At 67.4% G+C, this 19121-nt stretch carries 17 protein-coding genes; 10 read left to right on the forward strand and 7 right to left on the reverse strand.

Annotated features, from left to right (window positions below; all coding sequences use genetic code 11):
• Positions 1–216 precede the first annotated feature (216 nt).
• From DB31_RS22430 to DB31_RS22470, 9 genes are all read left to right on the forward strand, one after another.
• Positions 217–1299: a TauD/TfdA family dioxygenase gene (locus tag DB31_RS22430; RefSeq protein ID WP_044191214.1), complete on the forward strand. Its 1083-nt coding sequence runs from the start codon at positions 217–219 to the stop codon at positions 1297–1299.
• A gap of 60 nt (positions 1300–1359) precedes the next feature.
• Complete coding sequence (locus DB31_RS22435; protein WP_044191215.1) at positions 1360–2472, forward strand: S-(hydroxymethyl)glutathione dehydrogenase/class III alcohol dehydrogenase; 1113 nt, start codon at positions 1360–1362, stop codon at positions 2470–2472.
• Complete coding sequence (gene fghA, locus DB31_RS22440) at positions 2469–3320, forward strand: S-formylglutathione hydrolase (RefSeq protein WP_044191216.1); 852 nt, start codon at positions 2469–2471, stop codon at positions 3318–3320. The genes DB31_RS22435 and fghA overlap by 4 nt, the downstream gene beginning before the upstream one ends.
• Before the next feature lie 14 nt (positions 3321–3334).
• The gene (locus tag DB31_RS22445; protein ID WP_044191217.1) at positions 3335–4318 is read left to right on the forward strand and encodes a pyridoxamine 5'-phosphate oxidase family protein; all 984 of its coding nucleotides are present in this window, start codon (positions 3335–3337) and stop codon (positions 4316–4318) included.
• 467 nt (positions 4319–4785) lie between these two features.
• Positions 4786–5166 (forward strand): DUF6968 family protein, encoded by a 381-nt coding sequence (locus DB31_RS51625; RefSeq protein WP_420806716.1) that lies wholly within the window; start codon positions 4786–4788, stop codon positions 5164–5166.
• 126 nt (positions 5167–5292) lie between these two features.
• Positions 5293–6009, forward strand: a complete 717-nt coding sequence (gene sitI6 / locus DB31_RS22455) for a SitI6 family double-CXXCG motif immunity protein (protein WP_044191219.1) — start codon at positions 5293–5295, stop codon at positions 6007–6009.
• Positions 6010–6606: 597 nt separating this feature from the next.
• Entirely contained in the window at positions 6607–6828 is a 222-nt protein-coding gene (locus DB31_RS22460) for a hypothetical protein (RefSeq protein ID WP_044191220.1), read from the forward strand.
• Between the two features lie 12 nt (positions 6829–6840).
• Positions 6841–7032: a hypothetical protein gene (locus tag DB31_RS22465; RefSeq protein ID WP_044191221.1), complete on the forward strand. Its 192-nt coding sequence runs from the start codon at positions 6841–6843 to the stop codon at positions 7030–7032.
• Positions 7033–7142: 110 nt separating this feature from the next.
• Positions 7143–8552, forward strand: a complete 1410-nt coding sequence (locus DB31_RS22470; RefSeq protein WP_044191222.1) for a serine/threonine protein kinase — start codon at positions 7143–7145, stop codon at positions 8550–8552.
• A 1-nt stretch (position 8553) separates the two neighbouring features.
• Here DB31_RS22470 and DB31_RS22475 read toward each other — a convergent pair whose 3' ends face one another.
• The 4 genes from DB31_RS22475 to DB31_RS22490 all read right to left on the reverse strand — a co-directional run bounded on the left by DB31_RS22475 (position 8554) and on the right by DB31_RS22490 (position 13039).
• Positions 8554–9117: an imm11 family protein gene (locus DB31_RS22475; protein WP_044191510.1), complete on the reverse strand. Its 564-nt coding sequence runs from the start codon at positions 9115–9117 to the stop codon at positions 8554–8556.
• 21 nt (positions 9118–9138) lie between these two features.
• A complete protein-coding gene (locus DB31_RS22480; RefSeq protein ID WP_044191223.1) occupies positions 9139–10491 on the reverse strand; it encodes an AHH domain-containing protein in 1353 nt (450 codons plus the stop codon).
• A 168-nt stretch (positions 10492–10659) separates the two neighbouring features.
• Positions 10660–11676 carry an RNA 3'-terminal phosphate cyclase gene (gene rtcA, locus DB31_RS22485; RefSeq protein ID WP_044191224.1) on the reverse strand — a complete coding sequence of 339 codons (1017 nt, stop codon included), beginning with the start codon at positions 11674–11676 and terminating at the stop codon, positions 10660–10662.
• Positions 11677–11812: 136 nt separating this feature from the next.
• Complete coding sequence (locus DB31_RS22490) at positions 11813–13039, reverse strand: RtcB family protein (protein WP_044191225.1); 1227 nt, start codon at positions 13037–13039, stop codon at positions 11813–11815.
• Between the two features lie 139 nt (positions 13040–13178).
• On the opposite strand from DB31_RS22490, the gene rtcR reads away from it, so the two are divergent.
• On the forward strand, positions 13179–14822 hold the full coding sequence (rtcR, locus tag DB31_RS22495) for an RNA repair transcriptional activator RtcR (protein ID WP_044191226.1): 1644 nt from the start codon (positions 13179–13181) through the stop codon (positions 14820–14822).
• A 59-nt stretch (positions 14823–14881) separates the two neighbouring features.
• On the opposite strand, the gene DB31_RS22500 is transcribed toward rtcR, so the two are convergent.
• The 3 genes from DB31_RS22500 to DB31_RS22510 are packed head-to-tail and all read right to left on the reverse strand — an operon-like array spanning position 14882 to position 19086.
• Complete coding sequence (locus DB31_RS22500) at positions 14882–16594, reverse strand: sensor histidine kinase (protein ID WP_044191227.1); 1713 nt, start codon at positions 16592–16594, stop codon at positions 14882–14884.
• Between the two features lie 8 nt (positions 16595–16602).
• The gene (locus DB31_RS22505) at positions 16603–17307 is read right to left on the reverse strand and encodes a response regulator transcription factor (protein WP_044191228.1); all 705 of its coding nucleotides are present in this window, start codon (positions 17305–17307) and stop codon (positions 16603–16605) included.
• Between the two features lie 21 nt (positions 17308–17328).
• Positions 17329–19086 (reverse strand): hypothetical protein, encoded by a 1758-nt coding sequence (locus tag DB31_RS22510; RefSeq protein WP_044191229.1) that lies wholly within the window; start codon positions 19084–19086, stop codon positions 17329–17331.
• Positions 19087–19121: the final 35 nt, after the last annotated feature.

The raw sequence follows: 19121 nt of genomic DNA on the forward strand, positions 1-19121 counted from the left end.
CTCCAAGACGATGCTTCTCTTCTGTGCCCGCTCCATGACGTTCGCCTGCGGCTGTTGTTGCCGCGGCGTACGCTGTTAGCGCTGGCGTGAAGAGACCGCTCCCGCTGTTCCCCTGAGCCTCTGCCGCCGACGCCGCTGGCCCCACGCCAGCGCCCGCGCGTCCGCCGTGCTCCCCGCCCAGTTCCCCGCCGTCCCCCCGCATGTCCTGGAGTGCCCATGCCCATCACCCGCCTCGAACCCCATGATGACTACCTGCGCGTCCACTTCACTCCGGGAGAAGGACCTCGCCACGCCGACTTCCACTGGTTCTGGCTGCGGCACAACTCCGAGCTGGACCGGCACCCACTCACGAACGAGCGCATCGTCTGCTCGTCGGAGCTGCCGCTCGATCCCCAGCCCAAGGCCGTGCGCATCGGCGAGGGCGCGGATTCCTTGGACATCGACTGGGGCGACCGGGCCGACGGCAAGGTGAGCCGCTACGCCTCCACCTGGCTGCAGGCCCATGCCTACGCGGCCGAGCGCGAACCCGCGCCCCCGCCCCCGTCGGATCCGGCCACCATCACCGTGGACTCCCACACGCTCGACGAGCCGCTCGGGCCACGGATCCGAAGCACGCTGGCGCGCACGGGGCTTCTGGTGGTGAGGGGGTTCGGGCTCGACACGGAGGCGATCATCCAGACGTTGGAGCGAGAGGGGCTCTCCGTCATCGGCACGCACTTCGGGCGCATCGAGGATCTGCGCACCGACAACACGACGAACCAGAACACGGACCAGCTTGGCTACACGGACAGCGCCATCCAGCTGCACACGGATCAGCCCTTCCTGGAGCGGCCTCCTCGCTACCAACTGCTGCACAGCCAGCAGCCCGCAGAGACGGGCGGAGAGAACTTCGTGGTGGATGCGCTGGCAGCGGCGAACCACCTGGCCGAGCTGGATCGGCCGGCCTTCGAGCTGCTGCGCACGGTGCCGGTGACGTTCCACCGGAAGCAGAAATCCTTCGAGAAGGTGCTCGTGTCGCCCATCCTGGACTTCAGCGCGCCGGGAGGCTTTCGCATCCGGTACAGCTACTTCACGCTGGCGCCGTACCGGCGGCCGTTCGCGGAGATGGAGGCGTGGTACCGGGCGTACAACCGCTTCGCGAAGCTGGTGAGGGACGAGCGCCACCAATACCGGTTCCTGCTCCGGGAGGGCGACTTCCTCATCTATGACAACTGGCGGATGCTTCACGCGCGGACGTCGTTCACCGGGGCGCGCTGGGTGCGAGGCGTCTACTTCGATTCCGCCCCTCTGGCGGCCTGACCTCGGTAGTCTGCTCCCGCCGCCCTCCCCTCCTGGGAGGGCCGAGTCACGGGAGAGCACATGGACGTTCGTGCAGCGGTCGCGTTCGAGGCGGGCAAGCCCCTGAGCATCGAGACAGTGCAGCTCGAGGGCCCCAAGGCTGGAGAGGTTCTCATCGAGCTGAAGGCCACGGGTGTCTGCCACACCGACGACTACACGCTGTCCGGGAAGGATCCGGAGGGGCTCTTCCCGGCGATCCTCGGGCACGAGGGCGCGGGGATTGTGGTGGACGTGGGGCCGGGGGTGACGTCGGTGAAGAAGGGCGACCACGTCATTCCGCTGTACACGCCCGAGTGCCGGCAGTGTGAGTACTGCCTGTCCCGGAAGACGAACCTGTGTCAGGCGATCCGGTCGACGCAGGGCCAGGGGCTGATGCCGGACGGGACGAGCCGGTTCCGGATTGGGAACCAGCGCATCCACCACTACATGGGGACGTCGACGTTCGCGCAGTTCACGGTGCTGCCGGAGATCGCGGTGGCGAAGATCCGGGAGGACGCTCCTTTCGAGAAGGTCTGCTACATCGGCTGCGGGGTGACCACAGGCATCGGAGCCGTCGTGTACACGGCGAAGGTGACGCCGGGGAGCAAGGTGGTGGTGTTCGGCCTGGGAGGCATCGGGCTGAACGTGGTGCAGGGGGCGCGGATGGTAGGGGCGGACATGATCATCGGGGTGGACATCAACCCGGGGCGCAAGGAGATGGCTCAGCGGTTCGGGATGACGCACTTCGTGAACCCGCGCGAGGTGGGGGGCGACCTGGTGAAGTACCTGGTGGACCTGACGAAGGGCGGCGCGGACTACAGCTTCGAGTGCATCGGGGACGTGAAGGTGATGCGGCAGGCGCTGGAGTGCTGCCACAAGGGCTGGGGCGAGAGCATCATCATCGGAGTGGCGGCGGCGGGGCAGGAGATCAGCACGCGGCCATTCCAGCTGGTGACGGGGCGGGTGTGGAAGGGCTCGGCGTTCGGCGGAGCGCGAGGGCGCACGGACGTGCCGAAGATCGTGGACTGGTACATGGAGGGGAAGATCCAGATCGATCCGCTGATCACGCACATGGTGCCGCTGGAGGGCATCGGCGAGACGTTCGACTTGATGCACCGGGGCCAGTCCATCCGCAGCGTGGTGAAGTACTCATGACAGTGCCGCTGACGTTGCTCTCGGAGCACCGCTGCTTCGGCGGCACGACGGCGTTCTACAAGCATGCCTCGGAGGCGTGCGGGGGCGAGATGCGCTTCGGCGTGTACGTGCCCCCGCAGGCGGCGACGCGCAAGGTGCCAGTGCTCTACTACCTGGCGGGCCTCACCTGCACGGAGGAGACATTCCTCATGAAGGGAGGGGCGCAGCGGGTGGCCGCGGAGCTGGGGTTGATGCTGGTGGCGCCGGACACGAGCCCTCGGGGGGCGGGCTTCCCGGGGGAGACGGACTCGTGGGACTTCGGCGTGGGAGCGGGCTTCTACGTGGATGCCACGCAGGCGCCGTGGTCCTCGCGCTACCGGATGTTCACGTACGTCACGAAGGAGCTGCCCGAGCTGGTGGGCGCGCACCTGCCGGCGCGCATGGACCGGGAGGGCCTCTTCGGACACTCGATGGGAGGCCACGGGGCGCTGGTGTGCGCATTGCGGCAGCCGGGGCGGTACCGCTCGGTGTCCGCGTTCGCGCCCATCTCCGCGCCGATGCAGTCGCCGTGGGGCCACAAGGCCTTCGGCGGCTATCTGGGGCCGGATCAGGAGAAGTGGCGGGAGTGGGATGCGAGTGAGCTGATGCGCAAGCAGCGAGCCCCGCTTCCTCCGCTGCTGGTGGACCAGGGGACGAAGGACAAGTTCCTGACGGAGCAGCTGCGTCCGGAGTTGTTCCAGGACGCCTGCGCGGCTGCGGGCCAGTCCCTGACGCTCAGGAAGCAGGAGGGGTACGACCACGGCTACTACTTCGTGTCGACGTTCATGGAGGACCACCTGCGCCACCACGCCGCGACACTGAACGCGTAGAAGGAGCGCCATCCATGGTCACGACCGTCTCGCAGCTCGAAGCGTGCGTAGGGGCACCGGCCCTGCCGGTGAAGATGAAGCAGATTGACCACCTGGACCCGCTCGCGCGGGCCTGGGTGGCGGCGAGTCCGCTGGCGGCCGTGGTCGTCGCGGGTGCTCGGGGAATCTCTGTCACGCTGGCGGGCGGGGAGCCTGGGTTCATCAAGACGGAGGAGCGAGCACTGTCGCTGAAGCGCGAGCTGCTCGATGGGCCCTTCGAGGCCAGCCCCGGAGATGGCGTGGCCCTGCTGAGCTTGGTGCCGGGCACGACCGAGACACTGCGCATCAACGGACGGGTGACGGCCTCTGACACGGAGCTTCGCATTGCCGTCGAGGAGTGCTTCGTCCACTGCGGCAAGGCGATGATCCGCTCATCCTTCTGGGCACCGGAAGCCAGCGCTGCGGGAGAGGCCCTGGCCACGGCGCGCTTCTGCGTGCTGGCGACGGTGGACGCGGCGGGCCACGCGGATGCGAGCCCCAAGGGGGACCCGAGAGGGTTCCTGCTGCAGATCGATGAGCGCACGGTCGCGCTGCCGGATCGTCCGGGCAACAAGCGCGCGGATGGGCACCGCAACGTGCTGGACAGCGGGAAGGCGGCGCTCCTGGCGCTGACGCCGGGGCAGCCCAAGGTGGTGCGCATTCAGGGAGCGGCCCGGCTCACCGCCGAGGAGGCCCTGCTGTCGCGCATGGCGGTGGACAACAAGAAGCCAATCATTGCGACGTTGCTCGACATCCAGGAGCGAGCTGAGTTCGCCTCCGAGGCACTGGTGCGCGCCCGGCCCTGGGCGCCCGAGCGAGTGCCAGCCCCAGGGAAGTGCCCGACTCCGGCGGAGCTGCTGGCCGCCCACGTCAAGCTCAACAAGACCCAGGGCCTGGCAGCGACGGCGGTACGGCTCGCGGTAAGGCCCTCCCTCGTCAACCAGGGCCTCGCGCACGACTACCGCATCAACCTGTACTGAGTGCGGAGCAATATGACTCGCTCATGGATAATGCGAGGTGTCTTGTTTCTGGGTCTATCTGCCACTCCAAGCGCGGCGCAGGCCCCTGACTGCCAGAACACTTACGACTGTTGTATCAAGCGCAATCTAGCCAATCCAGAAATCTGCGGCGCCAAGCCTACGCCAAGTCCGCCCAAATCCACTCCCGAGCGGCCACCTACTCCTCCACTTTTGCCTCATCAGGGCGAAGCCAAACGCCCTGTAAACAAAGAGCGTTGTCTTGATTCCTGTGCCGCGGGAGGACAGGTGTTCATCCAGTTCTGCAACGATATCAAAGACGCCCAAACACGCGCTGCGTGCTTCTCGAAAATCAACGAGAGCGAAACAAGCTGCCGCAACTTCTGTTTCAATTATTTCGGTGGCTAGAGGCCCACGACATGCCCACAGAAACCCGCCTCCCGCGAGGCACAAAGCCATCAGGCCCTATCATGGCAGAACGTCGCCTAGAGCTGACAAATAGGCCAGGTAAACATGCCATCGTTCGTGTCCGAAAGCCCGCCAGGGACTCAAAGACTGGGAACTATAAGTGCAGTGTCGAGTGGGTCCACCCAGAGGAGCGGGAGTTGTTCGAACTCTGGGGAATCGACTCAATGCAGGCTCTTCAGTTGGCAATCCGTGCTGCTGGGGAATTGACCAAAATCCATGAAGAAAACCTGCGTTGGAGTGGTGGGCTGGAAGGGTATCTCGGATTCCCCAAGTTTTATCCAGAGCATCTCCCCAAAGGGCTCTTGCAAAAGCTTGAACGCATGATCGAACGAGAACTTGCCGCCCACATGCGAAAACTTGAGCTGGCAGCGAGGCGCCGCTGAGAACCGTCAAACGTCAAACCTTGGGCCCCATGAGAGTACTTCCCTCACCAGGGACCTAGAATCGGCCCATTGTTCCGCCGCGCCCTCGGTTGGTAGCCCTGCGATGGAGGCCCAGGAGCAGAGCGCGTGAAGTTCTACCATGTCGGAGCAGACGAAGCGCCACGCTACACAGGCAACCTGGACGCTGGGCACAAGTGGGGGCTGCAGGGTATCGAGTCCTGCCCGGAATGTGGTGTGGGCGGGGGAGTCGCGGGCCTCCAGTATCCGTGTGTGGACTTGTCCAGCCTCGCGGAGCGCAAGAAGTTCGATGATTCGTGGCCAGTGCCATTCGAGGAATTCACGCGTCTTCGTGAGGTCGTTCGCCCTCTGGCTCCACCCTGGGCGTTGTTGGAGCCCGGCGCGCCATTCGGTCCGCTGGAAGGCACCGGTTCAGGGTACTTCGGTCAACTCTTCATGCAGAACCCATGGTCGCTCTATGCCCGGCGCGAGGCGTTGGAGCGGCTACAGGCAGCGGCGCTGCGAGGCCTTCACGGCTGTCCTATCCACGTACGGTTCCGCGTGAAGCGTCCGCCAGAGTTGCTGGAACTCCAGTTGGAACTCCACGGCCAGTTTCACCCCGACTGCCTACCACCAGACCGCAAGCCACCGTGCCCTACCTGCGGGCATGAACCCTTCGATCGCCCAGAGCCCATCCTCCTGGATGCGGCCTCTCTGGCTGGATCGCCCGATGTGTTTCGCCTGAGACAGGGGTGGACGACCATCATCGCCACCGAACGCTTTGTGAATGCGGTTCAACGACTGGAGCTCGACGGGGTGACCTTCCGGGACTTGGCGACTCGGTAACGCCCCCCTATCCCCGCACCTCCACCTCGCGCACCTCGGGAGACACCTCCCGGTCTGGAAACCCGCTAACCTAAGCACGCGACGGCGCAAGCAGGCGGACAGAGCCGACGGCTCTCGGAGCGGTAGTACCCAGCGTAGACTGCACTGAGCATGCACCGTCTACTCCTGTTCCTCCCGCTCGCCACTGTCCTGGGTTGTGCCTCGCCGGCCCCCAGAACGTACTCCCAAGCTGTTCCTGGGCCTGCCTTCCCTGCCCCACCCATGGCCCCAGTGGGACGAGGGGCGCCCGTGGTGGGGCAGCCTGGCGCGCAGCAGCCTCAGCCCTACCCCCGAAGCCCCCACACGCGCCCGCTGCCGCCCGCTGCCGAGCCCGGTCTCTGGGCGGGGGACGAGCCGAGGGCGAGCCGCTCGAGCAAGCCACGCCCACCAGAACTCTTCGGGGTGGCGCTGCCTAGCTTGCCCATCTCGGACACGCAGTTGGACGTGGGCCCCGCACGCGCCTGTGCAGAAGAATGGCGCCTCGCGCTCCCTGGAACGGGGTTGGATGCACGGGTACAAGCCCTCCGACAGCCAGCTCGGCAATGCATGGTGGCGCGCATGTTCCTCTTCTGCACGAGCGTCGTCGCGGAGTTGGACGACATCACCACCGAGGATGGCGTGGTGGTGCTGCAAGCGAGGCGAATGCGGGAGAACTTCCAGCGGGGCGCAGAGCGCTTTGCTCGGGAGTCGTGTGACGGGACGCAGTGGACGGCCGAGTATCGCCGACTGTTGGACGCTCTCGCCGCCGCTCTCATCGCCCAAATGCACAGGTCAGAGTAGGTATCAGACCCCATGACGACTCCCAGCGATCCTCCTCCTGAGTTCGTTGCAGAGGCCCTGCAGCGCGTCCACGAGGGCATTCAAGAGAAGTTGGCGACAATGCCCCCAGAAGAGGGGCGCAAGTGGCTGGAACGTCTCTTGGCTAGGTTCATGGGCAACCCGGTGATCATCGAGACTCCAAAGCCCGGCGACGATGGAGAGTGAGGGGAGCCGCACGGTGTGACAGGTGCATGGGCACCCGGAGCGGCCCCTTTCTGGCGCCCTACCCGCCTCCCAGAGTAGGGTCCCTGACGCCCTACCCGTCAGGAGGCCTCATGCACGAAGACCTGCCCTCCCTCAGCTCGACCGTGGGCCCTTGGCGCATCCTCGATCGCCTCGACTCAGGCTCTTATGGGGTGGTGTTCCGAGCACAGCGCGCCGCCTCACCCGAGTCCCCGCCTGTGGCGCTCAAGGTCGCCAAGTGGCCTGAAGACCCTCGCTTCGAGAGAGAGACCGAGGCGCTCCAGCGCAGCCACCACCCGTCCATCCCTCGCTACGAGGACAGGGGGGTGTGGACGAGCTCGACGGGCGAGAACTACCCCTACCTGGTCATGGAGGCGGTGGAGGGCTCCACCCTCTACGAGTGGTTCCGGCAGCAACCGCGCTCCAGCTTGGACGTGCTGCGGGTAGTGGCGCAGTTGGCAGGGGCCCTGACCTCCGCGCATGGCCGAGGCGTCATCCACCGCGACGTGAAGGGAGCCAACATCCGCGTCACTCCCGAAGGCCGTGCGGTGCTCCTGGACTGGGGAAGTTGCTGGTTGCCCTCGGCCCGGTCCTTGACGGACACGCCAGCGCCCCCTGGAACCAGCGCCTATCGCCCCCCCGAGCAGCGAGGGTTCATCTACGCCCACCGCAAGGACGTAGATGCACGATGGGCGTCTCGTCCCTCGGATGATTTGTACGCCCTCGGTATCACCCTCTACCGGCTTGTCACGGGGACCTACCCGCCTCCGTGCACGGACGGCATAGGCCTCGTGGAGCGAGAGCTACTCAAGCCCTCGGTACTGGCAACGGTGAGCCCCGCTCTTGAGGCTCTCATCCTGCGGCTGCTCTCCGACGAACGAGCTGCTCGGGGCACTGCGGGGCAGCTCATGCGCGACGCCTTGCGGTTGGTGCATGCAGGAGGGGTTGACCCGCAGAAGCCCATCCTCTCTCTCCTATCCAGAAGCTCCGCCGCAGAAGACTGGAGCTCTTCGGACAACAGCTACGACGAAGAGGACATCTCCGACACTGACCCGGCGCCCATACGGCGTGAGGGCTGGCTGCCCCCCATTTCTCCTACCTGGGCTCGTCTGTCTGTCATGGGCTGCGCCGCGATGGCCTTCGTGTTTCTTGTAGTGTGCCCCGAGCCAAAGCAGCCGCCCCCGGCATGGCAGTCAACGCTCGAGGAGGTGGCACCATTCGCCCCTGACGCGGGAATCGGGGAAGAGGCCCTGACGAGCGTTCAGAACGTCCCCAGCGTGGGACAGCCGAGCAACTCGTTTGGCAAGTCCATGCCCAAAAAGCCTTTTCCAGGTCAGCGCCGCCCACCGTGCGAGCGCGGAGAAAGGGAGATCAACGGCAGTTGCTGGGTGGAAATCGGAAGGGAGACGCCACCGTGTGGTGACAAGATGTATGACTACGAGGGCTACTGCTACAAGCCGTCCGTTGACATGCCTCGTGGTCCAACTTCCGGAGAACCCTAAGCTAGACCTCCTCGAACCTCGTGCCCGTGGCTCCCATGCGCTCCAAGGCATCCTTGATCTCCCCGGAGACGATCAGCGAACTCCGCCACCCCTCAAGACGGAACACCCGAGTGCCTCCCACTTTGCTCTTGTCGATGCGCAGATCGCGTACGGAGGCATACTGGCCGACCTTATGAGGGACTCCGTCCTCGTGCGTCCAGAGCCGAATGCGGGACGCCTTCTCGTCGATACAGCGAATCAGGCGTGTGGCCACGAGGATGAGGTACTGATCCGGATGGCCCTCCACGTCCACGGGGATCAGTTGCACGTCGTCCGGGGCCAGCTCCGCGAACATGGACGCGACCCGGACATGGACCACCGGGACGCTGACGTTCGCTTCCGTGTAGTCCAGTGGCTTGCCCGCGATCTCAACGGGGATTCTCAAGCGTTCCTGGAGATGGACGGGTTCCCCGCGCCTGAACATCCTGTCGTCCACCTTCTGTCCGTAACTGTCTGTCGGCGTGTCCAGGTGCCAGCGATGCGGGAAGGTCACCTTGTCGGATAGCTCGAAATAACGCTTGGCCATGGCCTCCATTTAGCGCGGGGGCTACTGGGTGACGAGTTGGTTCAGTTCTGCTCCAGGGGTGGCAATCTGCTTGGCTAACGCTCGGAGTGCTCCAGTCAACGCCTGACGGCACTCGACGACGGTGCGACAGGTTTCCGTGGCCTCGGTCAGTTCCTTGAGGATGATCTCATGATACCGCTCGGGGTGCGGTCCGTAGTGTCCCGATAGAGGCATCTTGTTCGCCGGGTCATCTAGCGACATTCCCGCCTTGGCGAAGATTGCTCGGAACCTTGGCGTCCACGGGCCCCCGCGCGCGGTGGACGTGTCGTTGCAGATGGTGGCGATGTGGTGCGTCTCGACGCAAGGGCCCTTGCCGCGACTGGGCTGCGCTGCCATGGCCACGGCGTTGGCGGGCAGCGTGATGCTCACGCCCTCGGCCGTGACCGCGATCTCCTCCATAGCCCCCAGCGCGGGCAGAGAGATTCCTGCTTGCCCCTCGGCCTGCATGGCCACCTGCGCCGAGCCGGGCAGCGTCGGCACCTTCGCAGCGAACAGTTGCGCCGTCGAGCCAATGGCCGCCACCAGCAGCATGGCGAACGCGCGCGCTGCCTCTCGCCCGATGATCTTTCCGAAGCGCTCGCCCGCCTCGCGGATCTCCTCGAAGGTGGTTGCGGCCTTCGCCGCCTCCGTTAACTCAGCCCAACCCGTCACGAGGTTGCGGAGCGTGTCATAGCCCACATACAGCAGCATCCCGACGCCCAGCACCGCCACCAGCGCCGGAGCCACGGGATTGAGGAGCATGATCAACAGCATGGAACCCAACGTCCACAGGGCCGCGCTCATGAGCGCGCGAAATTCCACCATCTCACCCAGCGCATTCTTCATCTCGTCCAGCACCGGGCTCTTGCTCATCGCCAGTGCCCAGACGTAACGGCCTTGCATGTCCAGGTAGCGCCCTTCCACCAGCGCGCCCCCGAGACAGTCTCCATAGAAGTGGTAGGCGCTCTGGCACCAGAGCCGATAACGCTCCGCCAGCTCCAGATCCTCTTTCGTCAACGTGCCGTCCCAGGGCTCGCCGGGCCCTGCTGGCACCAGCTTCTTATCCCGCTGGAGGTAGAGGTAATTGCCGCTCTGCGGATCCATCTGAAACGCCTTTTCCGCCGTCTGGCGCGGAGTGCCTGTCAGCCGAACCTCGCGCGCAAGGCGCTTTACGGCCTGCTGGAACTCCTCTTCCTCCAGTTCCACTGGTTGCAGGTCAGCGGTGCGGGGAACATGGACGACGGCCTTGCCCTGGCCAGTGTCCTCCACGACGGAGACCCGAGGGATGCTGCTGCACCCCACGAGCAACACGAGGAACAGAGCTTCGGCCTTCCAGACCATCCGCCATGGCAGCATGTGTCACCCCTTCTTGCGAGGAGGTGCTCAGGGTAGAGGGCAGCCACGGAGAAGAGGAGGAGCCGCCGGGTGACGCCCGTGCATCGCCTACGCCCCCCCTACGGGGGCAGCCTCCCTCCCAACACTGACGCCTCGACGCGTAATGCCTGAACGCTCCGTGTCAGGCCTTTATCCGCGAACCTCCACCTCGCGGACCTCGGGAGACACCTCGCGGACGTCTACCTTCACGTCCAAGAAGTGCGCGAACGTGTCGAGCTGCGTCACCGCGTGCCCGTCCAGCGGCAGCGTGCGGAACGTGCCTCCTTTCGCCAGCGCCAACAGCAGCAACAGCTGGTCGCACAGGTGCTCGCCCACCGGCACCTCCGCGTCCAGGTAGCGCTTCACCTCCGCCGCCGCGTTCCCCGCCACCTCCTCCGCTCGCACGCCCCGCTCCCCGAAGGCCGTCACCACCTCCGTCACGTGCTCGCTCTCCACCTCCAGCGTCAGCACGTTCCCCGGCCCCTGCGTGCGCTTCAGCTCCTCCGTCCGCAGCTCGTTCGGCTTCCACTTCAGCGCCTGCTCCACTGTCGCCAGCTCCCGCTTCGCTACGTCGAACGGAATCATCGCAATCAGCGCCGTCGCCTGCCGCCGCACCACCCTCCCCCGCTCCAACAGCGTCAGCGGCTTCAGCGGCGCCGGCTCCACCTTCACCTGGAACTTCCCCCCTCCCGCCGGGAAGAACCCGTGCCGCTCCAGCACCGCCTCCACCTTCGGCCCCATCCGCCCCACCAGCGGCAGATACGACTTCTGCAAGAAGTCGAACGGCGGCGCCAACGGGTTGTGCGTCCCGCCCTCCAGCCGCAGCGTCGACGGCCCGCTCGCCACCATCAGCGCCGGCAGCACCGTCTGCAACACCAGCGTCGCGCTCCCCGCCGTCCCCACCGAGAAGAAGTAGTTCCCCGGCGCCAGCGTCCGCGGCTTGAACGTCAGCTCCCGCGAGCCCAGCTCCGCCCCCGTCACCTCCGCCGCACCTACCTCCGTCGCAGCCTTCACCGCCGTCAGGTGCTGCCGCAGCAGCCCCGGCTTCTGCCGCCCCGCACGAATGTTCACCATCTGGAAGGGCGTCCCTGTCACCAGCGACAGCGCCAGCGACGTGCGCAGAACCTGTCCGCCCCCCTCTCCCTTCGAACCGTCGATCCGAACCATGTCTCTGTCCCTCGAAATGCCAAAAGTAGCGGCGCCCGCTCCCCCATCCTAGCGACCGTTTCAACCGGTCTCGGGGGGAGCGGGCGCCTCGAATGTCGCTATCCCGGCATGGCCACCTCGCGCACCCTGTCCGGGCCTAGCCCTTCACACACACCACCTGCCGCAGCGTGTGGACCACCTCCACCAGGTCCGCCTGCGCCGCCATCACCGCATCGATGGGCTTGTACGCAGCCGGCGTCTCGTCGATCACGTCCACGTCCTTGCGGCACTCGATCCCCGCCGTCGCCTTCGCGTGGTCCTCGAGCGTGAAGCGCTTCTTCGCCGCCCCGCGCGACATCACCCGGCCCGCCCCGTGGCTGCACGAGTGGAACGCCTCCGCGTTCCCCTTCCCGCGGACGATGTACGAACGCGCCCCCATGCTGCCGGGGATGATGCCGAGGTCCCCCTCGCGCGCCCGCACCGCGCCCTTGCGCGTCACGAAGCAGTTCTTCCCGTAGTGGTGCTCACGCGCCACGTAGTTGTGGTGGCAGTTCACCGCCGCGTCCTTCAGCCCGAACGCCGGCAACAGCTGCGAGGCCCGCAGCGCCGCCACCACCGAGTCCAACATCAACTGGCGGTTCGTCGCCGCGTACTCCTGCGCCCACTCCACCGCCTGCACGTAGTCCTCGAAGTGCTCCGTCCCCTCCGGCAGGTACGCCAGGTCCGCGTCCGGCAGGTGGATGAAGAAGCGGCGCATGTCCTCCTTCGCCAGCTCGATGAAGTGGCTCCCGATCCGGTTACCCACCCCGCGCGAGCCGCTGTGCAGCATCACCCAGACGTTCTGCGACTCATCCAGGCACAGCTCGATGAAGTGGTTCCCCGTCCCGAGCGTCCCGAGGTGCCCCAGGTCCGGCCCACGGCCCAGCCGCGGGTGCTTCTCCAGGATGGCGTCGTAGCCGGGCTTCAAGCGCGCCCACGCCTCGCGGTGCGTCGCCGGAGCGTCCTGCCAGGCCCCGCGATCATTGCGGCCCCCGTTGTCCGTGCGGCCGTGCGGCACCACGCGCTCAATCACCGCGCGCACCGGGGCCAGGTTGTCGGGCAGCTGCTCGGCGCGCAGCGTCGTGCGCACCGCGATCATCCCGCAGCCGATATCCACACCCACCGCCGCCGGGATGATGGCGCCCACCGTCGGCACCACGGAGCCCACCGTCGCACCGTACCCGCGGTGCACGTCCGGCATCACGGCGATCCACTTGTGGATGAAGGGCAGGCCCGCGAGGTTCTTCACCTGCTGCTTCGCCTCGTCCTCGAAGGGGACGCCGACCGTCCACGCCTTGATGGGGTTCTTCCCCTCGTCCGACAACACCTCGTAGCTGCGATTCATGGCCTTGCCTTCCGTTCGTTCGCCCAACCCATGTGCCGGGCACGACGGGGGATAGAGCAGCCGCCGTGCCAGCCCTCTCCGAGGGAGGCGCGCTCCCAGCTGGCCGATTCCTTATCCTTGGAGATAAACTCGTATCCGTATGGCGAAGACACAGGCACGCAGGACGGTGGTCATCGGGATGCTCGGGACGACCATCGACCAGGGGCAGGGCCCGAGGCGGTGGGAGCGGTGGCGCCCCACGGTGGCGATGTGTCAGCAGGAGGACCTGTTGGTGGACCGGCTCGAGCTGCTCTATCCGCCCTCAGCGGGGGTGCTGGCCGCGACGGTGACCGAGGACATCCAGCAGGTGTCTCCGGAGACGGAGGTGCGCGGGGCCGTGGTGGACATCCGCGACCCGTGGGACCTGGAGCAGGTCTATGGCGCACTGCTCGACTACGCGCGGAAGTACCCCTTCCAGCCCGAGCAGGAGGACTACTTTGTCCACATCACCACCGGGACGCACATCGCGCAGATCTGCATGTTCCTGCTGGTGGAGAGCCGGCACATCCCCGGCCGGCTGGTGCAGACCTCACCACCCTCGGGCCGGGACAAGGGGCTGGGCGGCGCGGGGGGGCACACGCTCATCGACCTGGACTTGTCGAAGTACGACAAGCTGGCAGCGCGCTTCCAGCAGGAGCAACGCGAGGCCCTCTCCTTCCTGAAGGCGGGCATCGACACGCGCAACCCCGCGTTCAACCGGCTCATCGAGCGCATCGAGCAGGTGGCAATGAGCTCGCGTGCACCGCTGCTCATCACCGGGCCCACGGGGGCGGGCAAGTCCCAGCTCGTGCGGCGCATCTACGCGCTGAAGAAGGCGCGGCGGCAGGTGAGCGGGCCCTTCGTGGATCTCAACTGCGCCACGCTGCGCGGGGATGGAGCCATGTCCGCGCTGTTCGGCCATGTGAAGGGGTCCTTCACGGGAGCGGTGAGCGATCGGCCTGGGCTGCTGCGGCAGGCAAACGGGGGCGTGCTGTTCCTGGACGAGATTGGCGAGTTAGGCGCAGACGAGCAGGCCATGCTGCTGCGAGCGCTGGAGGACAAGCGCTTCCTGCCGGTGGGCTCGGACAAGGAGGTGGAGAGCGACTTCCAGCTCATCGCGGGAACGAACAGGGATTTGCAGGCCGAGGTGGAGCGCGGGCGCTTCCGGGAGGACCTGCTGGCGCGCATCAACCTGTGGACGTTCCGGCTGCCTGCCCTGCGCGAGCGCCCCGAGGACATCCCGCCGAACCTCGTCTACGAGCTGGACCAGGCCTCCCAGGCGCTGGAGCTGCGGGTGACGATGAACAAGGAGGCGCAGGAGCACTTCCTGCGCTTCGCCACCTCATCCGAGGCGCGCTGGAGCGGCAACTTCCGGGACCTGAACGCGGCGGTGCTGCGCATGGCCACGCTGGCCTCGGGTGGGCGGATTACGCGGGAGGACGTGGACGAGGAGCTCACCCGGCTGCGCGCACAGTGGACGAGGGGGGCCTCTCCCGCCTCTGCGGGTGCGGTGGATCTCGTGGCGGAGGTGCTGGGCGCCGAGCTGGCAACGGAGCTGGACCGGTTCGATCGGGTACAGCTCGCGGATGTCATTGCCGTGTGCCGACAGGCCCGCACCTTGTCGGAGGCCGGGCGCGTGCTGTTCGCGCAGTCCCGCGCGCGCAAGGCGAGCACCAATGACGCGGACCGGCTGAAGAAGTACCTCACCCGCTTCGGGTTGGACTGGAGTGACGTCTCAGGCCGGAGATCTCCCGAAGCCGCCTGAGGCCTGGCGGCGCGGCATGGCTCGAGCCTGTCTGCTTGTCTGACAGGTTGGGCCAGACCTCACGGGGTGCGGAGGAGAAACGCGAAGACGGCGCCCGTTCCCTGGCCCCCCTCGTACCGGAGTTCCGCGCCCATGGCCCGGGCGAGCCGGCGGCTCAATGCCAGCCCCAGCCCGACTCCGGGCCCGGACTCCGCCGCGCGCTCGGAGGACTTCGAGAAGGGCTCGAAGAGGCTCTTCGCATCCGTGCGCGAGACTCCTTGCCCATGATCGGCCACGACGATGGCGAGGCGTGAACCCCGGCGCTCGGCGCGGACATGAATGCGCGTGTCTTCCGCGCCGTGCGCGTACTTGCACGCGTTGTCCACGAGGTTGAAGAGCACCTGCTCCGCGGCGGAAGGCTCCACGCGCACCTGAGCGGCTTCGAGCGCTTCCGGGAGCTCCAGCACCAGAGACATCCCCGCCTCCCGAGCCCGCTCCTCCGAGCGCCCCAGGCTGTCTCGCAGGAAGCCCCCGAGCGCCAACGGCTCCGCGGCCTTGGGCGAGCGCTTGCGCTCCAGCCTCGCGTACGCGAGCACGTTCTCCACGAGGTGGGCGAGCCGATTGGACTCCCGCTGCAGCGTCTCGTAGTAGCCTCGGCGCTGCGCCTCGTCCGTGACCATGCCCTCGGCCAGCATCTCCGCGTACATCCGGAAGGTGGTGAGCGGCGTGCGCAGCTCGTGGGTCACGGCGGAGACGAAGGCCGCCCGGCGCTCGCTCAAGGAGAGGGCCCCGAACAACAGCAGCCCCACCGCCACGAGCGCCACCACGAGCGCGCTCCACGCCACCACGAGGCTCCAGATGACAGGAGAGCCCCCGGGAGGTTCCGCAGCCGGAAGCGCCCCTGGAATGAGCCGCACCGGCAGCGAGGCGAGGCGGCGCTCCAGGAGATCTCCCGCGCCAGGGGGTACCCGCTCGAGCACCGCGGCCGGTAGCAAGTCCGTCACCTCCGCCAGCAACAGGGATTGAATCCGCGCCCAGTCCAGCCACGCCCCCTGGACTTCCACCCCACCTCGCTCCCGAGTGACTTGGCGGACCAACAGGAGCTCGTCCCCCATCCACACCGGGACCATGGGAGACACCTGGACCTCCTGCGCCGTGGGCGCCACGTCCTCCGGAGCCTCGCCGGGCATCTGGAGATAGGCTGCGTTCCCGATGGCCTGCATCTGCCGCCGGTTGAACTCGATGGCGCTCGGCTCTCGCGCCGCGATGACCGTCTCGGGAGAAGGCGTGCCCGTCTCGAGTTGAAGCAGGACCCGGCGGTCCAGGCGGGCTTGCAGCTCCGCGAGGCGCGCACCGTACTGCTGGAGCTGCTCGCTCCGGGCGCCCGCAGTCAGCGCCAGCGTGTGCTGTCCTCCCACCGGAACCTGGGGTGAGCGCAGGGGTCCCCTCTCCTGGAAGGCGAAGTGCAACCGCACCTCGTCCGGCGTCCCGTACAGCAGCGGCGAGGCAATGCGCGCCGCCGCAGGCCCGGGCGCATTCCCCTCCTGAGCGAACACATGAAGCGGGACGTAGAACGGCTCCCAGGCACTCACCACCCGGGTGCTCTCCTGCGCCAGGAGCCTCGCGAGCCGCCCATCCATGCGCCAGAGCGCCAGCCGGACGCGCTCCTCCACCCGGCTCTCTGCCCGAGTCTGCGCCTCCGCCCGTTCGAGCCTCAGGGTCGTGACACTCAGCCACCCCAGCGCCCCGCACGCCAGCGCCACGCAGGCCGCCAGCGCCATCCACGTGGGCATCGTCCGCCTCACCCCGGCCCCCTGCTCGCGAAGCGGTACCCCTTGCCCCTCACCGTCAGCAAAATCCGCGGCTCCTCCGCACTGTCTCGCAGCTTGTCGCGCAGCCGCGCCACGTGCATGTCCACCGTCCTCGTCCGCGCCAGGCTCGCGGGCAGGCGCCACACCCGCTGCAGCAGCTCATCCCGCGACACCACGCGCTCCCGGTTCAGCGAGAGGTAGCGCAGCAGCTCGATCTCCTTCTCGGACAGCAACTCCGTCGCGCCATCCTCGAACCGCAGCTCGCACTTGCGCAGGTCCGCCACGCCTCCCTCGAACCGGATCTCCTCCACATCCAGCGGCCGCTCCGCGCTCCGCCGCAGCACCGCCTCCACCCGGGCCAGCAGCTCCTTCACGCTGAACGGCTTCACCACGTAGTCGTCCGCGCCCCGCCGAAGCCCCTGCACCCGGTCCTCCTCCTGTCCCCGCGCCGTCAGGATGATGACGGGCAGCGTGGGCCGGGCCTTGCGGGCCTCGGCCAGCACCTCCAGCCCGTCTCCTCCCGGCAGCACCAGATCGAGCAACAACAGGTCGAAGCTGTCCCGCGTGGCGCTGGCGAGCGCGTCCTTGAAGGTCCCCGCCTCCAGCGGCACGTAGCCCTGGAACCGGAGCGCATCCACCACGCCCCGGCGGATGGCCGGGTCGTCCTCCACCACGAGTACGCGACGGGCAGGCATGGCGCCTCCATCATCTCCCAGTCAGCGCCAGAAGCTGACTTCATAGGTGAGCGTCTTGCGCTCGCCCGGCTCCAACGTGAGCGTCCAGTCGATTTCACTGTGGCTGTTCACCGCCGCCAGCCGGCTGCCGCCCCAGTCCTCCGGCCGGAAGTCGTCCACCTTCACGCGGCCGCCGCCCGTCACGGCCTCCGCCTTGCCGCCCGTGGACAGCCGGATCCGCAGCGGGGTGCGCTCGCCGCGGGGGTTGGACAGCGAGATCGTCCCCTTCTTGCGGATGAGCGCATAGCGGCCTCGGTTGCTCTCCAGCGCATCCTGCTTGCGCTCCAGCTCCACCTCCTCGTGCAGCGCGCGCACGTCCGTGGCCACCGTGAGTGGGAGCAGCGTGTCGCCCCCGCGCGGCGTGTAGGTGAGCAGCTCCTGGGCCTGAGGCACCTGCCCCCGCATCACCAACACCGGCCCCGTGGTCCACGGGAACTTCGTGCCGTTCTTCAGCTCGAGCTGGTGCCACACCTCCGCCCGCGCGAGCCGCAGCGGCGACGGGCTCCCCATCGACCCTCGAGAGCTCCCGTACTGCACGGTGTCCGAGTCGTTCTCATCCCGGCGGACCTGCACGTCGAGCGTGTAGAGGTCCCGCGCCGGCACCTCATCGCTCCACAGGGGCACCACCGCCCGAGCCCCCTTGGGCAGATCCATCGCCGCGAGCGGGTGGATGAAGAAGTCCGGCGACTCGGCCTGCCCGCCAAAGTCTGGGAGCTGGGGAGTGCTGCTCACCTCCTCGTCACCCACGCCTCCTCGCCACTCGCCCGCGCGCTGCGTGAACATGGCATTGCTCAGGTTGTTCATCTGGCCCATGAGCGAGGGAGCGGCCTGTGCCAGCGCATTGCGCACCATGCCCTCCAGGGACAACGGCGAGGCCACGTCCCGGAACCGGAAGTTCGGCACTCCGACGACCAGATCGAACGGTGCGCCCCGGATGTCTTCCAGCTCGTTCACCAGCTCCGCTTGGAGCGCGAGCGCCCCGGGCCCACCCTTCTTCGCCTCGAAGCGGTAGGTGGGGACCCAGCGAAGGCCTGGCGTGAAGTAGACGATCCGGACCGTGAGCGCCTTGCCTGCGGCCTCCTCGCCAAAGTCGAGGGCCAGCCGCTTGCGCCGCTCCTTCACGCGGACCTTCCGCTTGCACTCCAGCGAGAGGTCCGCCCCGGACACCCGCTGGATGTCCTTGCCCGCGAGCACCACCGTCCCGCGCTCCGGCACCGAGAGGGCGACCACCTGGCCCAGCGAAGGCGCCCCGAGCACGAGGACAGGCTCGAACGCGGAGGAGCGCGCGGAGAGCGCTGGTGAAGGGGCGGAGGGCTGCCCCGCGGGAAGGGGGAGCACAGTCCCGGTCAGCGTCACCTTCTCGAGCTCGACGGTGACGCGCTTGCCGGGGTTCGCCTCGAGGATGGAGGCCGGATCCAGGCAGGTGCCGCGCTCCTCCCGCTCCACCTCCTGCTCACGCCACTCCGCGCGCATGGAGCGCAGGGCGGGACCGCGATCGCTCCAGGCCCAGAACGTGCCGAGCACCGCGCTGTCCGGTACCTCTTCCGTGAACGTGACGCCGCGAGCGTCCGCGGTGGCCTTCGCCTGCTTGACCAACAGGGCGTATCCGTCCTTGAAGACGACGACCCGCTCCGTCTGGAGCGTGAGCCCGCCTGGGCTCGTCTCCCCTCGCCGCTCCGCGCCTTCCGCCGCGCACGCACTCAGCAGTGCGGCAAGGCCCCACACGATTTTGTGACGCATGTTGCTCCTTCCCTCTCGGTGACGGGAACAGTACG

It is taken from the genome of Hyalangium minutum, assembly GCF_000737315.1.
GTDB classification, from domain to species: domain Bacteria; phylum Myxococcota; class Myxococcia; order Myxococcales; family Myxococcaceae; genus Hyalangium; species Hyalangium minutum.

Excerpts from the sequence above, each read along its gene's own strand:
- DB31_RS22510 (WP_044191229.1), bottom strand. The coding sequence starts at position 19,086 with ATGCGTCACAAAATCGTGTGGGGCCTTGCCGCACTGCTGAGTGCGTGC.
- DB31_RS22460 (WP_044191220.1), top strand. The coding sequence starts at position 6,607 with ATGTTCCTCTTCTGCACGAGCGTCGTCGCGGAGTTGGACGACATCACC.
- DB31_RS22470 (WP_044191222.1), top strand. The coding sequence starts at position 7,143 with ATGCACGAAGACCTGCCCTCCCTCAGCTCGACCGTGGGCCCTTGGCGC.
- DB31_RS22465 (WP_044191221.1), top strand. The coding sequence starts at position 6,841 with ATGACGACTCCCAGCGATCCTCCTCCTGAGTTCGTTGCAGAGGCCCTG.
- DB31_RS22490 (WP_044191225.1), bottom strand. The coding sequence starts at position 13,039 with ATGAATCGCAGCTACGAGGTGTTGTCGGACGAGGGGAAGAACCCCATC.
- DB31_RS22445 (WP_044191217.1), top strand. The coding sequence starts at position 3,335 with ATGGTCACGACCGTCTCGCAGCTCGAAGCGTGCGTAGGGGCACCGGCC.
- rtcR (WP_044191226.1), top strand. The coding sequence starts at position 13,179 with ATGGCGAAGACACAGGCACGCAGGACGGTGGTCATCGGGATGCTCGGG.
- DB31_RS22435 (WP_044191215.1), top strand. The coding sequence starts at position 1,360 with ATGGACGTTCGTGCAGCGGTCGCGTTCGAGGCGGGCAAGCCCCTGAGC.
- DB31_RS51625 (WP_420806716.1), top strand. The coding sequence starts at position 4,786 with ATGGCAGAACGTCGCCTAGAGCTGACAAATAGGCCAGGTAAACATGCC.
- DB31_RS22505 (WP_044191228.1), bottom strand. The coding sequence starts at position 17,307 with ATGCCTGCCCGTCGCGTACTCGTGGTGGAGGACGACCCGGCCATCCGC.
- DB31_RS22475 (WP_044191510.1), bottom strand. The coding sequence starts at position 9,117 with ATGGCCAAGCGTTATTTCGAGCTATCCGACAAGGTGACCTTCCCGCAT.
- DB31_RS22480 (WP_044191223.1), bottom strand. The coding sequence starts at position 10,491 with ATGCTGCCATGGCGGATGGTCTGGAAGGCCGAAGCTCTGTTCCTCGTG.
- DB31_RS22430 (WP_044191214.1), top strand. The coding sequence starts at position 217 with ATGCCCATCACCCGCCTCGAACCCCATGATGACTACCTGCGCGTCCAC.
- DB31_RS22500 (WP_044191227.1), bottom strand. The coding sequence starts at position 16,594 with ATGCCCACGTGGATGGCGCTGGCGGCCTGCGTGGCGCTGGCGTGCGGG.
- fghA (WP_044191216.1), top strand. The coding sequence starts at position 2,469 with ATGACAGTGCCGCTGACGTTGCTCTCGGAGCACCGCTGCTTCGGCGGC.
- rtcA (WP_044191224.1), bottom strand. The coding sequence starts at position 11,676 with ATGGTTCGGATCGACGGTTCGAAGGGAGAGGGGGGCGGACAGGTTCTG.